The organism is Pseudochrobactrum sp. AO18b (assembly GCF_000409565.1).
In the GTDB taxonomy this organism is placed as follows: Bacteria; Pseudomonadota; Alphaproteobacteria; order Rhizobiales; family Rhizobiaceae; genus Pseudochrobactrum; species Pseudochrobactrum saccharolyticum.
Map to the genome: position 1 here is coordinate 1 of NZ_ANNO01000171.1, position 11541 is coordinate 11541.

The following is an 11541-nucleotide window of genomic DNA, read 5'->3' on the forward strand; positions in this document are numbered from 1 at the left end:
GTAGACCCGTGCATCGCCGGAGACCCGTGCATTGCCGTAGACCCATGCATCGCCGTAGACCCGTGCATCGCCGGAGACCCGTGCATCGCCGGAGACCCATGCATTGTCGGAGACCGAGATATTACTTTCTTTCTCTACCCAGCCGCCGATTGTTCCGGCAGCAATAACGCCGATAGCAATTTTGGCTTTGATGCGATGAAGCGTAATACCGAAGTGGTTTTTAGTTTCGCCAGTGGTGCAGTATTTTTCATTGTCGATGAATGGTTTTGTCATTACATGCGCTCCTGTGGCTGGATTGGCTCGTAAAGTGAGCGACGGTTCTGAACGATTTTGGTGAGTGGAGGCTTGGGAGATTTGCGGCCGGAGAGGGCGGAATTTGGCTTTACCGCACCGCTGGACTTGTCACGCTGCCGGTCTGATTTACGAATTGCTTTGATGTCTCCGGCCGTCTTTTCAACATGACAGACACGGCAGAGCAGGCGGCCATTGGCAATCGTTGCCTCGCCGCCGAGTGCACAAGGTAGAATGTGATCCACTTCGCCTTCGCCGGTTTTGAGCATGGCAGAGCACTTTTCACATTTGCCGTTTGCACGGGCGATGATCTTTGCCTTGTCCTTACGGGTGAACTCCATACGTTTGCTCATGCCTGCGCCTCATTGAAGTTGAGAGCGGCTAAAGCGGCAGCCAGTTCATCAGCCAGAATATCGGAAATCCGGTCATTCAGGCGTTTCTGACGATTGGCCAGCACTTCCGGCGCGTTCCTCAATTCAGTTGTTGAGCGGATATGAGCCTGCGCTAGCTTTTTGCTGCGGCGAAACTCATAAGGGGCTGTCATAGGAACAGTCTGCATTATGCTGCCTCCTGACGGAAATATCCGTATGTTTTAGCGAGCCATGTTTCAGCCTTGCGAAAGAAGGTCTGAAAGTCAGTTTCGCTCATTTTGTCGAAGGAAATGGATGCGGGAATAGAGACAGTCAGGCCGCTCGGTAGGGTGATAAAATCAATAACGCCGTTATGCAGCTTAATCAGATCGTGCAGTTTCTCCGCATTGTAATCCAAACCGCAAGCATCAATTACCTCTTGAAGCATTGCCCAATAGGCACGGTGACGGCCGACATTACGAAACTGCTTGATTTCGACTTTGACTAGTTCGCCCTGAGCGATACTTTCAAGAGCGGCCAGATCGTAATTCATGGCCGGTACAAGAGCGTTGCCCAAGCGTATGAAGCCATAGATTGGTTTGTCTTTCTTGCTCATGGCTCACCTCAAAATGGTAAATCATCATCCATGCCGCCGTAGCCGCCAGACTGTTGGGCGTAGGACTGACCGGATTGTTGTGATTGACCTTGCTTTTGACCTTCGCTGCGACTGTCGAGCATCTGCAATTCGCCACGGAACTTCTGCAGAACAATCTCGGTCGTGTAGCGGTCGTTACCCTGTTGGTCAGCCCATTTACGGGTTTGCAGCTGGCCTTCAACGTAAACCTTGGCGCCTTTTTTCAGATATTGCTCTGCGAGTTTTGCAAGGTTTTCGTTGAAGATTACAACGCTGTGCCATTCGGTCTTGTCCTTACGCTCACCAGACTGGCGGTCGCGCCAGCTTTCTGATGTTGCAATACGCAGATTGGCAACTGGCTCACCGGATTGCAGGCGGCGGATTTCGGGCTCAGCACCAAGATTGCCGACCAGAATGACTTTATTGACTGAACCGGCCATTATACTTGTTCTCCGAATGCCTGTTCATAAGTTTCAAATTCGTTGGCAAGCGCATCCATCCAAGCGCGCGGCCAGCGTTCACCGGTTGCCCGGCTGCGATAATGCTGTTTGATGGCTTCAAGCCGGACGAGTGACTGGCAATCAGCCATATCGGCGCGAACGTCTTTGATCAGGCGGCTCCACGCATCATCGCCGTTTTCGTCGGCACGTTTCAGTGCAGCACTGGATTTGCTCGGTGCGGTGGGACGCTGATCATGATTGACGATTTCACCGGTTGCCGATCCATCATCATCTTCGCCGCCAACACGGATGTTGAGCAGGGCGCAGGCTGCGTAACGCTTGCCATAGCTGACCGAGGAGCCAACCGCCTGCACAGCGTTCTTGCTGCCGCTTTTATCGGTTGGCAGCTTCAAGTCGGTGCTGTCGTCATGGCCTTCTTCATGGTGAAGAATGGCGGTGACGGTAATGGCGTCTTGCTCGACTTTGGTTTTGAATGACAGAGCAAAGCCATGCTTAGCCAGCACCGGCTGGATGCCGCCCTGAATATCTTCCCAAAGACCATAAGCGCCGTTGTTGCTTTTGCCGTTCTTCTCAATGGCTGGCAGTTCAGGTTGCATACGGGCGAAGGCAGAATTGAAAGCCGCTTTTGCATTGCGATCCATGGTGCGTTCCTGCATCTGCAAAAGGCGCTCCATCTTGTCGATATCGACATTCGGGTTCATGGCCGCGCGTTCAATCACCTGAATGATAGCTGCGGCTTCGTTCTGCTGAACCGGCTGGAGTTCTGCTGTCTGTTCGATAATTGCGGGTGCGGCGCTCATGCTGCCAGTTCCTTCAATAGCTCGGTCACTTGATAGAATTTCTTCTCAAGATAACGGCGGGTTGGAATGTCGGAGGTTGTTTTGAGGCCGTGTTCTATTTCGGCCTTTGTTTTTTCAAGGTCAGAGCGCTTCATGCAGCCCTCCGGCGTGGAACGATCTTGGTGACTTTGGAATTGGAAGTGGAAAGGGCGGCCTTGTCGTAATCACGCACAACCTGAACGACACGTTCCAGTGCCGTCTTGGTGTTGCCTTCATCCCAATAGGCGTTCCAGACGAGTGTTTCTAATTCCTCATCCATCATGCAGCCCTCGGCATTTCATCGGCATAATCTTCAACTACGCGACCGATAAGCCAGTCATCATCCTGCGCCTGATCAGCGACCATATGAGCGATTTTGTTGAGTACAGGAGAACCGTTGAACAGGCTGATGCCGTTCTTATAGACGCCTTCAACTGTTATGCGTGGTTCACAGCCTTCCATTGAGAAGGACACATCAAGCTCAACTTCATCCTGAAAAATAACAAAGCCAAGCACTGGGTCATGCAGTTCTGCGCTGTATGCATAAAGGCTCATTGGTTCTCTCCATCGTTTAGCGGATCGGCGTTTGCTTCTTCGCGCTGTTGATGGATTGAATATACACGCTTCTGCGTGCATTACAATAGAATAAACGCAATAGCGTGTATTTTATTTGCACTACACCCCAACCATGCTAGAATCAGAATGCAAAAAGGCGCTGAGGTTATTAAGCCTCAACGCCCTTAAGCATCACTTCAAAGCATGAATGATGGCTGCGATACCGAAGAGGCAGGCGGCCACATCGAACTTGATTGTGATATTGATCAGAAGGTTTTTAAGCTTTCGCATATAAATGCCCTCGGATCGCTCCGGAACGATACCTAAAAGGGTTTCGCTCAAGTACCGTAGTGAACGGATAAGCCGCCGTTCGTACGATTACCGGCCTGCCATTGGATGTCGCGAGCATCCTTTGGCAGCCCTGTGCGACTTCCTGCAGCATCCGGCGGTTGTCGTAGCCTTGCCAAGCGCGGCTGCCACGGCCTATTCCATCAAGTGCAGGCACAGGATGCAGGTCGCCTAGAAGGTTTGGTAAGGTAGTCAACCATTACGCCTTCAAGGGGCTGCATATTGATCGTCTCTGATTCAATAAAAGTTGTCGAGTCCATTAAGAGCAGCAAAAAGCCCGCACGAGGCGGGCTGATTTCATTCTATATTGTTCGGCTTAATGGCAATGATAGATACCAGTCTTGCGCTCTGTGTGGCAGCCTTTTGAATCCGTTCCGCCGCTATGTGCCAAAGCTGCCGATGTACCAATGAAAAATATTGAAAGGCCAATTACCAATTTACGCATTTTCAATCCCCCGAATGCATGAATCGTGCAGTAAGCTTAACTTGAAATAAAGAATAGTCTAGTGCCGCTATACGACATTAAAGCAAAAAGCTCCGGAGTTACCCGAAGCTTTCTGTTTGGGGACAGGCATTTCAGGTTACGCGCTCAATCCGGATTCCCTCTGTAAAGCTTCCCATGTATTACAGAGCGAGGAGGGCGCGTAACCTTTCAAGAGCTTAGCGCGCAGCTGGGGTGAAGTCGAGAAATAATAACTCTTTCGTGATGTGGTAGTATGGTGGCTATCAGAAACTGCCCCTGAAGATATCTTTAGAGTGAGCGCAACGCTTCAGAATAACGTCTCAAAAAAAGCCCCAGCAAAAGCTGAGGCTTGAGGGTGATACTCTTGGATAGAGCAAGGCAGTGAAATGGTAGTATATCAGATTGGGCTAGTCTAGCTAAAATTCAATTCACCGCGCAAAAGAAAAGCGCCGGAGTGACCGGCGCTCGTGGTGAGGCGCATACTTCAATCATCCGTATAAAATCTAATTTATCTGATTTAATAATATAATTAATAATTAAGCTGATAAATAGGTTTTTATCCTAATGAAGTTAACAGAAATTTCTGGAATACGCTTAGAAGCTATGCTATACAGTGTTTGGCAGCCAAGCGCCGGATAACCCAAAGCATTCGAAAGATTGCAGGCGAGAGATCGCAATTATGGGCCGGGGGGCTGCTTTTTTATTTCCATATCTTCATCATTTTAATTTGATCCTTTGACAGGTCGCACTCCTCAAATTTTGGCAAAGATTTTATACCATAGCTCAGGAAACTTCCTTTCCGCTGATAGGTCACTTGCTTCAATATTTCTGCATAACGCTCTTCGCAGTTTCCATATAAATCAGGCTCAACACCTGATGCGACCGCTGAAGCGATGATATCCGCAAGCTGTAATGATGCATTCTTACTATGATCTTTAGCTTCTACAGCCTCGAGGTCGATCACAGGCCAGTGAATTCGACAGTCTTCCGCATTACTGCTTTTTAAGAGGCTCATATAATATCTAAAATCCTGATAGTTCATGCCACCACGGCGGGAAAAGGTAATCGCTACCTTCCCATTGCCTTCGGGGACATGCGGACGCATGTCTCTACATAACCAAGATATACGCTCTATTAGATGCCGACATAAATAGAAATACAGTTGGTTTTTGGCCGTGTAGATACCTTCTGGTATTTTTTCTTTGCACGAGAGGATACTAATAGACCTGATGGGCTTACTCGATAAGGCTTTAGCAGCTGCGAGTTTTTGACCGTGATTTAAGTTAGCGAAATGCAACTCTCTGCCTTTCCTGTCAGGCATTTGCGCAACTATCTCATCCCGCCACTTTACAGCCTCTAGATGGTATGATTTTCGGAAAACTATTGCAGAAATCACCAACCAACGCGATGAACCTCCACGCCTTGAAGGAACGCGAAAGTTTTTAAAACCATCATCCCCAGATTCATCAATAAAGGCGACATAACTGTGTGACACGTTGGATTTACCTAGCCTATAAATGTTGTGTGTCTCGTAATTTAACTACTTTATAGTATTGAGCAATACCTGCAAATTTTCAGCGGTGCATTTGACAATTTAGATATTATCTGATCCTCACTCACGAGTGCGCGATTGTATGTATAGAGCTTTAAATAGAGGTATTTCCACAAGCCAGAAACCCGGCATTTGTGTGCCTTCCCACGATTCCACTACATTTCGCCGCCTAAGATTAATTATCATTATTAGGCGTGCCCAACTGCGCTCTTAGCATCCCAATTGCCATGTCTGATGCACGTTTAAAATCAAGCTGTGGGCTTTGGTCTATTTCAAGCAGTGTTAGTGCTTCTGTGTAAATCTCGGTGATTTCGTTATCGGAAAATATGCCTTTGCGCCGCAAGGCAGATACTAAGGCGCTTATTAAAGCACCGGAAACAAGTTGACTGGCGGTTACCCCGTCCATGCGTGGGTCTGGCTGCATGATTATCTACTCCTTAAAATATTCTCCACAGACATCATACGCTTAATTGTGGGCGTAGATAGTCGGTTGCACCACATATAGTGTATCCTTAACCATCCGTTAAAAATCTGTTCGCTTGCGTTAAATCGTTCTTGATATGTTCACTGTATCTGGTCAAGATAAAGCTGAATCAGTCGCTGGGAGTTTGCGTAATGGCTGAACTGTTTGTGGTGCAGAGTTTTAATCAGGCTAAAGGCTGCTACTCGCCTGATGCTCATATTAGTGCACTTGAGAGTTGCAATTTAAATCGATTTTTTAACTAATAAATTACCAATATTTTCTCTAAAATTTTAGTATAGTTATTAGGACTTTCATCTAAGCTGTTGATTATCAATTTATATTATAATTCCAAATGTATAAGGTGTTTCTTGGTGTCTTGTGTTGTATTTTTGCTATATTGAATAGATGTATTTTGACGTATTCTGAATTCACTTCAATAAATAGGGGTGAATTATGAAACGTATATTATTAGCTTCTACCGTTCTTTTTGCTGCAAGCTCAGCCTATGCTGCTGATGCGGTTGTGTACTCGGAGCCAGCGCCAGTTGTCGCTGACACCTTTTCATGGACTGGCGGATACATTGGTCTGAACGCCGGTTATGCTGGAGGAAAATTTAAGCACCCATTCGCTGCGCAATATTACGACGCAGGTGATTGGTTTGATATCGTATCCGGTTCAGCAAAAATCACATCGAGCGGTTTTATTGGTGGTGTACAAGCCGGTTATAACTGGCAGTTTGACCAGACAGTTGTTGGCCTCGAAACAGACTTTCAGGGTTCTGGCCTGAAGGGCGAAGTTTCTGGCAGCCTTACCGATGGCTTTGACGTTATTGGAGCTGAACTGGGCACCAAAGTTAAATGGTTCGGTACAACTCGTGTTCGTCTTGGTTATCTGCCAACAGAACGCTTCATGATTTACGCAACTGGTGGTGTGGCTTACGGTAAAGTTGAAACCTACGGATCCGTTAATTTTGATGGTGACGTGATTGGTTTCTCCAATTCCAAATCGCGTGTAGGATACACTGTTGGTGCTGGCGCTGAATACGCTATCAACGATAACTGGACAGTAAAAAGCGAATACCTCTACACTGACCTAGGCAAAATGAAATTCAGCCTTGGTGACGAGGACGAACGCATAAACGTTACAACAAAATCGCCATTCCATACTGTTCGTATTGGTGTGAATTATAAGTTTTAATTTATACCCACTTATGAAGAAAGCCACCCACATCGGGTGGCTTTTTTTATGTCTATCTAAAGCATTGGTGGCAATTATTTCGTATTTAAAACTGAAATTCGTTCTTGATATGTTCTCATTTTGTGAAATGATAAGCGCTTGCGGGAAACGAGATTCTTGCAAGTGCAGTTAGTGTATTGTGAGATGTTATCCACGGAGTTGGTGAATGATTAAGTTTGCTCGCATCCAAAAAGGAAAAGAAGCTGATAAGCTGGAATTGCTACGTGTGGCTACGCTCAATGGCGGCCTGCTGGCAGCTATGAGGAAAGTTGATTTTCAAGCTAAGGAATTAGCTGAATCTATGGCTTTGGCTCACGGAGGTGAGTGGCAAGCTCGCGTTGATCATCAGAGGATGACTGTTCTTGTTTGGAAGGCTGACGATTGATGACTGTATCGATCACCGAGAACACAACTTCCACGCCGCGCTGATCCAGACCTTCAATCCGGTGCAGGGTTTCGAGGATTTCTTTATCCCCGCGGATAGGCGATTTATCTTGATCGCCACCCCACAGTACATAACCAAGATTCAGGCCAAGCTCAGCTGCCAGCTTGAGAACTTTATCAATACTGGGCGATTTATCGGTATTACGCAGTTCGTTAACTGTGTTCACGCCAAGGCCAACCGCCAAGCTGATGGCTCGGTCGGATCTAGGGTCTTCATCAACAGCCTTTAAAAGGCGGGTTTTCCAGTTTTCTACCATGTCTTGTTTTTATCATATGCACGGAAAAGCGTGTGCACGTAGTTGCGTGTATTGCATATGCACGCGATTGCGTGTATACCGTGATTATGAGTAAGAAACTTCTCGAAGAAATTGAAGCTTTTCTATCTGAGACCGGAACTGGCGCTTTTCGTTTTGGGATCAAAGCGGCCAAAAACGGGCGTCTAATTGAAAGGCTCCGTGCAGGTGGCAGAGTGTGGCCAGAAACAGAAATCGAAGTCCGCGCATATATGCGACTGGAGCGAGATAGGCTGCCTAATCCAAAGAAAAAGGATCGCGCAGCATGAGCCACGCGACCCCATTTATCACGCAACATTCCGGATTTTTAACCGCGCTTGCTGAAAGCGGATATTCCGCATCTCAAGCAATCGCCCTTACTTCTTGTGTTGAAGCATTTGAGCTATCGTTGCTTGGTTCTGCTGTATCTGATCCAGTTGCTGCTGAATGCCAGAACACATCTCTTCCAGAGCAAGGGACAAATCCCACATCTTCGGATCATTCGCCGCTACGCGAATGTGGTTTGTGCGTATTTCCGTCAGGATCTTCTTTGCTCGTTGATAGCTCATTGTCGCCCCCTCTATCAGTTCAGAATGTTGAACATGAATTCATGTCGCCTGAACTGAGTCAAGGAGGGGCAAAATGATCTCTTCTTTCTATTTCATATCACCGGTCACTCCTCCCACCGGTGAGGCCGAGGCGGCTCTTTGCCCCCGCTTGATCGTCTCGGCCATCAATTCCAGTCCTTTGGCGGTGTATCTGCGCATGTCTGTTTTTATTCAGTATGCGCAGCGCAATCTTTCCCACTGGCTCCATGCACTGGTTGCTCCTGTCTCGTCTCAAGTCGTCGCTGATTTGAAACGTAACAAAGGAGCCACCCATGAACGTGGGAATTTCATCCAAGAACGTGGATTTTTCAGCCAAGGAGCCGACGATGACTGATGTCGATATGGCCGCTTCTCTGCTGGACGAAATCATTGGTCAGCGCGGTGTGCGCGAAACGATCAAGTCCATGTTGGAGCGGGCGTATTCAGATTTGAGTAAGCGCAACGGTGCATGGACGCGCCGCAGAGTGAGGGCTGTCTTCAACAAAGAAGCTAGCAGGATTGAAAACAGAGAAATCGAAGAAATGAAGGCAATCCTCGATGGGAGAAGAAAACAAGCCGCATATCGCGCCGAAACCGCCCGTCTTGCTTCGTTGGCTGTCATTCAGTCGGCGGCACAAGATTGCGGTCAGCTTTAGAACGTGGGCTGCAGGTGCAGCCGAATGGATTTGTCCGGAGTTGAGAGAATGACAGAGGAATTGAAAATGCCCCGCTTCACCAAGCCGGTTCTTTCTCGCCTAGAGGGAGGGGCAACGTTAGTGCGTGAACATTCACAAGAAACTCGCGCCGTCGAAAAGGGCGGCGGGTATGTCTATTTCACATTGCCTGACTGTCGAACAGTGCCGGTCATCGTTGGCCGCTGGCTGATTGATAGTGGTCTTTTGCAGCCTGCTGGTGATGATCTGTTTGGTGGTTCTCAAACCTATCGGGTGCCGCATGTCGGTCACTCTTAATCTGCGCACTATGCGCACAATTGCCGAGGGACAAGTCAATTCCCTCAAAGATTTCATATCCCTTCATCAGAGCAAGAAAACGCGTGGTGAGGCTTGGTTCATTCAGCAGGAAGAGATTTTACAGCATCGCCGTCAGGTTGTGACGTTGATTGATGCTGAAATCTCCCGCCGCAAAGAGCGCGAAAGTGAGGCAGCATGAAGCCAGTACTTATGTCAGTCACAACAGATGAATTTATCCTCTGGCAGGCTTATGTCGATGCTAAGGCCAAGGCTGATAGCACAGGCGCATTTTTAGATGCGATTGAGGCTAAACGCTGCCTGAAAGCTTTCCACTGCTATGAATGCCCAATCATTCAGAAAAACTTGGGTGCGATATGACCATTGCACTCAACCAAGCTGATTTTGTTATTGAAATTGAACAAGAGGTTCTTGGTTCGCTGATGCTTGGTGGCTTTAGCCGTGTAGCATCTATGCTGGAAGCCAGACACTTCATTGAACCTGTACACCAGCATATCTATCAGGCAATTGCTTCGGCACATGAGCGCTTTAATTCTGCTCGTCCTGATATTCTGGTCAAGCTGTTGCCTCAAGTTGTAGCAGAAACGCACGAGCAGTCTACAGGGCAGGGTATATCGCATTATCTGGCTCGTCTTGCCACTTCGTCAGTGCTTGGCTCTGCCAATATCGAGAAGAGCGCTAAACAGGTTATTGAGCAATCAGCACGGCTGGCGCTGGCAGATCAGGCCGAAAGCCTGAGTGCAGCTGCACGTGATCCGAACTCCAATCCCGCTGAGCTTGTTACTAAGGCTGGCGTGATCTTTGATGATATCGTTTCTGATTTACGCCGTGGCTCTAAACGTAAGTCTCAGGTGTCTGTATCTCACGCCGCATCTAACGCAATCATCGCTGCTGAAATAGCTATGGCGACCGGCACAGGTATTACCGGCCTGTCGTGGGGGCTATCGGATATCAATCATGTGACCGGCGGAATTCATAAGCGCGATCTGACGCTGATTGGTGCGCGTCCATCAATGGGTAAAACTTCCGTTGCAATGTCTGTTGGCTGCAAACTTGCCAAGCAGGGTCATGGCGTTGGCTTTATTTCCCTCGAAATGGATGCTGAGAAGCTGGCGGCCAGAGCCGTGTCGGATCTGGCCTATGACGATAATATTCGTATTCCTTATCAGGATTTAGTCACAGGTCGATTGTCTCAGCCAGACCTCTATGCATTGAAGCGCGTTCAGAAAGAAATGGACGGCCTGCCGTTGCTCATTGAAGAGCAGTCCGGGCTTTCTATTTCGGATATCCGCGTCAAACTTGAAGTGATGCTGGAAGCCTCTGAAAAGGCCGGTCATACTCTTGATTGCCTGATGATTGACCATCTTGGGCTGATCCGCGCCAGTAATCGCTATTCCGGCAACCGTACAAATGAAATTGCGGAAATGACCGGTGCGCTCAAATCTATGGCACGTGAGTACAATATCTCTGTTGTGCTTCTCTCCCAGTTAAACCGTGCTGTGGAGCAACAAGCCGATAAACGCCCTCAGCTGTCTGCTCTGCGTGATAGCGGAGCCATCGAGCAAGATGCCGACACAATCATCTTTCTTTACCGCGAGGCTTACTACCTTGAGCGTGAAAAGCACGATGATATGGATAAGGAAATTGCCCGTCAGGACAGGCTGGCAGAAGTAAAAAACAAGCTTGAATTCCACATTGCAAAGCAGCGCAACGGACCAGTCACACAGGTTGATCTGTTCATTGATGTCGCTTGCTCTGCTGTCAGAAACGCAGCGAGGTATGAAGCATGAGTATTCAGGCTGTCGCATGGGCGCTAGAGCAAGATATTGGTGACGCTGCTGCTAAGTTGGTGCTGATATCTCTCGCCAATGCGGTGAATGGGAAAACAGGGCGTTGCTTTCCAACAGTCGAACAAATCTGCAAGGAAAGCAGCTGTTCTGAATCTACTGTACGACGCAAGTTGAAATGGCTGGAAAGCAATAGCTGGATCAGCATCCATGCGGAGTTTTCACATGATGGCCGTCAGCTTGCAAATAGCTATACGCTAGGGTGTCAGGATGACAGGGGCGGGGGGGGGC

At 48.1% G+C, this 11541-nt stretch carries 22 protein-coding genes and 1 pseudogene; 10 read left to right on the forward strand and 13 right to left on the reverse strand.

What is annotated here, in order from left to right; all coding sequences use genetic code 11:
• From A918_RS0107110 to A918_RS0107165, 12 genes and pseudogenes are all read right to left on the reverse strand, one after another.
• Window positions 1-273: pseudogene (locus A918_RS0107110) on the reverse strand (hypothetical protein); the annotation flags it as partial.
• Window positions 273-644 carry an HNH endonuclease gene (locus tag A918_RS19740; protein ID WP_022710391.1) on the reverse strand — a complete coding sequence of 124 codons (372 nt, stop codon included), beginning with the start codon at window positions 642-644 and terminating at the stop codon, window positions 273-275. The gene A918_RS19740 and the pseudogene A918_RS0107110, both read right to left, overlap by 1 nt.
• Window positions 641-850 (reverse strand): hypothetical protein, encoded by a 210-nt coding sequence (locus A918_RS0107120; RefSeq protein WP_022710392.1) that lies wholly within the window; start codon window positions 848-850, stop codon window positions 641-643. Before A918_RS0107120 ends, A918_RS19740 begins: the two co-directional genes overlap by 4 nt.
• Window positions 850-1257, reverse strand: a complete 408-nt coding sequence (locus tag A918_RS0107125; protein ID WP_022710393.1) for a DUF1367 family protein — start codon at window positions 1255-1257, stop codon at window positions 850-852. The genes A918_RS0107120 and A918_RS0107125 overlap by 1 nt, the downstream gene beginning before the upstream one ends.
• Before the next feature lie 8 nt (window positions 1258-1265).
• Window positions 1266-1715, reverse strand: coding sequence for a single-stranded DNA-binding protein (gene ssb, locus A918_RS0107130; RefSeq protein ID WP_022710394.1), 450 nt, complete (start codon window positions 1713-1715; stop codon window positions 1266-1268).
• The gene (locus A918_RS19745; RefSeq protein WP_022710395.1) at window positions 1715-2536 is read right to left on the reverse strand and encodes an ERF family protein; all 822 of its coding nucleotides are present in this window, start codon (window positions 2534-2536) and stop codon (window positions 1715-1717) included. Before A918_RS19745 ends, ssb begins: the two co-directional genes overlap by 1 nt.
• Entirely contained in the window at window positions 2533-2670 is a 138-nt protein-coding gene (locus A918_RS21730) for a hypothetical protein (protein WP_022710396.1), read from the reverse strand. The genes A918_RS19745 and A918_RS21730 overlap by 4 nt, the downstream gene beginning before the upstream one ends.
• Window positions 2667-2834 carry a hypothetical protein gene (locus tag A918_RS21735; RefSeq protein ID WP_022710397.1) on the reverse strand — a complete coding sequence of 56 codons (168 nt, stop codon included), beginning with the start codon at window positions 2832-2834 and terminating at the stop codon, window positions 2667-2669. The genes A918_RS21730 and A918_RS21735 overlap by 4 nt, the downstream gene beginning before the upstream one ends.
• Complete coding sequence (locus A918_RS0107150) at window positions 2834-3109, reverse strand: hypothetical protein (protein WP_022710398.1); 276 nt, start codon at window positions 3107-3109, stop codon at window positions 2834-2836. The genes A918_RS21735 and A918_RS0107150 overlap by 1 nt, the downstream gene beginning before the upstream one ends.
• 664 nt (window positions 3110-3773) lie before the next feature.
• A complete protein-coding gene (locus A918_RS22445; RefSeq protein ID WP_156831393.1) occupies window positions 3774-3902 on the reverse strand; it encodes a YHYH domain-containing protein in 129 nt (42 codons plus the stop codon).
• A 718-nt stretch (window positions 3903-4620) separates the two neighbouring features.
• Window positions 4621-5415 carry a DUF3800 domain-containing protein gene (locus tag A918_RS0107160; protein WP_075656906.1) on the reverse strand — a complete coding sequence of 265 codons (795 nt, stop codon included), beginning with the start codon at window positions 5413-5415 and terminating at the stop codon, window positions 4621-4623.
• Between the two features lie 232 nt (window positions 5416-5647).
• A complete protein-coding gene (locus tag A918_RS0107165) occupies window positions 5648-5896 on the reverse strand; it encodes a hypothetical protein (RefSeq protein ID WP_022710401.1) in 249 nt (82 codons plus the stop codon).
• 492 nt (window positions 5897-6388) lie between these two features.
• On the opposite strand from A918_RS0107165, the gene A918_RS0107170 reads away from it, so the two are divergent.
• Entirely contained in the window at window positions 6389-7132 is a 744-nt protein-coding gene (locus tag A918_RS0107170) for an outer membrane protein (RefSeq protein WP_022710402.1), read from the forward strand.
• 338 nt (window positions 7133-7470) lie between these two features.
• Here the strand turns inward: A918_RS0107170 and A918_RS0107175 are convergent, their stop codons facing one another.
• Window positions 7471-7782, reverse strand: coding sequence for a hypothetical protein (locus A918_RS0107175; protein WP_156831394.1), 312 nt, complete (start codon window positions 7780-7782; stop codon window positions 7471-7473).
• Between the two features lie 176 nt (window positions 7783-7958).
• Here A918_RS0107175 and A918_RS19750 point away from each other — a divergent pair, with 176 nt between their 5' ends.
• The 9 genes from A918_RS19750 to A918_RS0107220 form a co-directional block, all read left to right on the forward strand.
• Window positions 7959-8177 carry a hypothetical protein gene (locus tag A918_RS19750; RefSeq protein WP_156831395.1) on the forward strand — a complete coding sequence of 73 codons (219 nt, stop codon included), beginning with the start codon at window positions 7959-7961 and terminating at the stop codon, window positions 8175-8177.
• The gene (locus A918_RS21745; RefSeq protein WP_156831396.1) at window positions 8174-8533 is read left to right on the forward strand and encodes a hypothetical protein; all 360 of its coding nucleotides are present in this window, start codon (window positions 8174-8176) and stop codon (window positions 8531-8533) included. Before A918_RS19750 ends, A918_RS21745 begins: the two co-directional genes overlap by 4 nt.
• Window positions 8530-8829 (forward strand): hypothetical protein, encoded by a 300-nt coding sequence (locus A918_RS21750; protein ID WP_156831397.1) that lies wholly within the window; start codon window positions 8530-8532, stop codon window positions 8827-8829. The genes A918_RS21745 and A918_RS21750 overlap by 4 nt, the downstream gene beginning before the upstream one ends.
• Window positions 8822-9130 carry a hypothetical protein gene (locus A918_RS0107195; protein ID WP_238481584.1) on the forward strand — a complete coding sequence of 103 codons (309 nt, stop codon included), beginning with the start codon at window positions 8822-8824 and terminating at the stop codon, window positions 9128-9130. The genes A918_RS21750 and A918_RS0107195 overlap by 8 nt, the downstream gene beginning before the upstream one ends.
• A gap of 48 nt (window positions 9131-9178) precedes the next feature.
• The gene (locus tag A918_RS0107200; protein WP_022710408.1) at window positions 9179-9445 is read left to right on the forward strand and encodes a hypothetical protein; all 267 of its coding nucleotides are present in this window, start codon (window positions 9179-9181) and stop codon (window positions 9443-9445) included.
• Entirely contained in the window at window positions 9429-9644 is a 216-nt protein-coding gene (locus A918_RS0107205; RefSeq protein ID WP_156831398.1) for a hypothetical protein, read from the forward strand. Before A918_RS0107200 ends, A918_RS0107205 begins: the two co-directional genes overlap by 17 nt.
• Window positions 9641-9823, forward strand: coding sequence for a hypothetical protein (locus A918_RS0107210; protein WP_022710410.1), 183 nt, complete (start codon window positions 9641-9643; stop codon window positions 9821-9823). Before A918_RS0107205 ends, A918_RS0107210 begins: the two co-directional genes overlap by 4 nt.
• A complete protein-coding gene (locus A918_RS0107215) occupies window positions 9820-11253 on the forward strand; it encodes a DnaB-like helicase C-terminal domain-containing protein (protein ID WP_022710411.1) in 1434 nt (477 codons plus the stop codon). The genes A918_RS0107210 and A918_RS0107215 overlap by 4 nt, the downstream gene beginning before the upstream one ends.
• Window positions 11250-11541 (forward strand): helix-turn-helix domain-containing protein (locus A918_RS0107220; protein WP_022710412.1); only part of this gene is annotated, 292 nt, incomplete at its 3' end. The genes A918_RS0107215 and A918_RS0107220, both read left to right, overlap by 4 nt.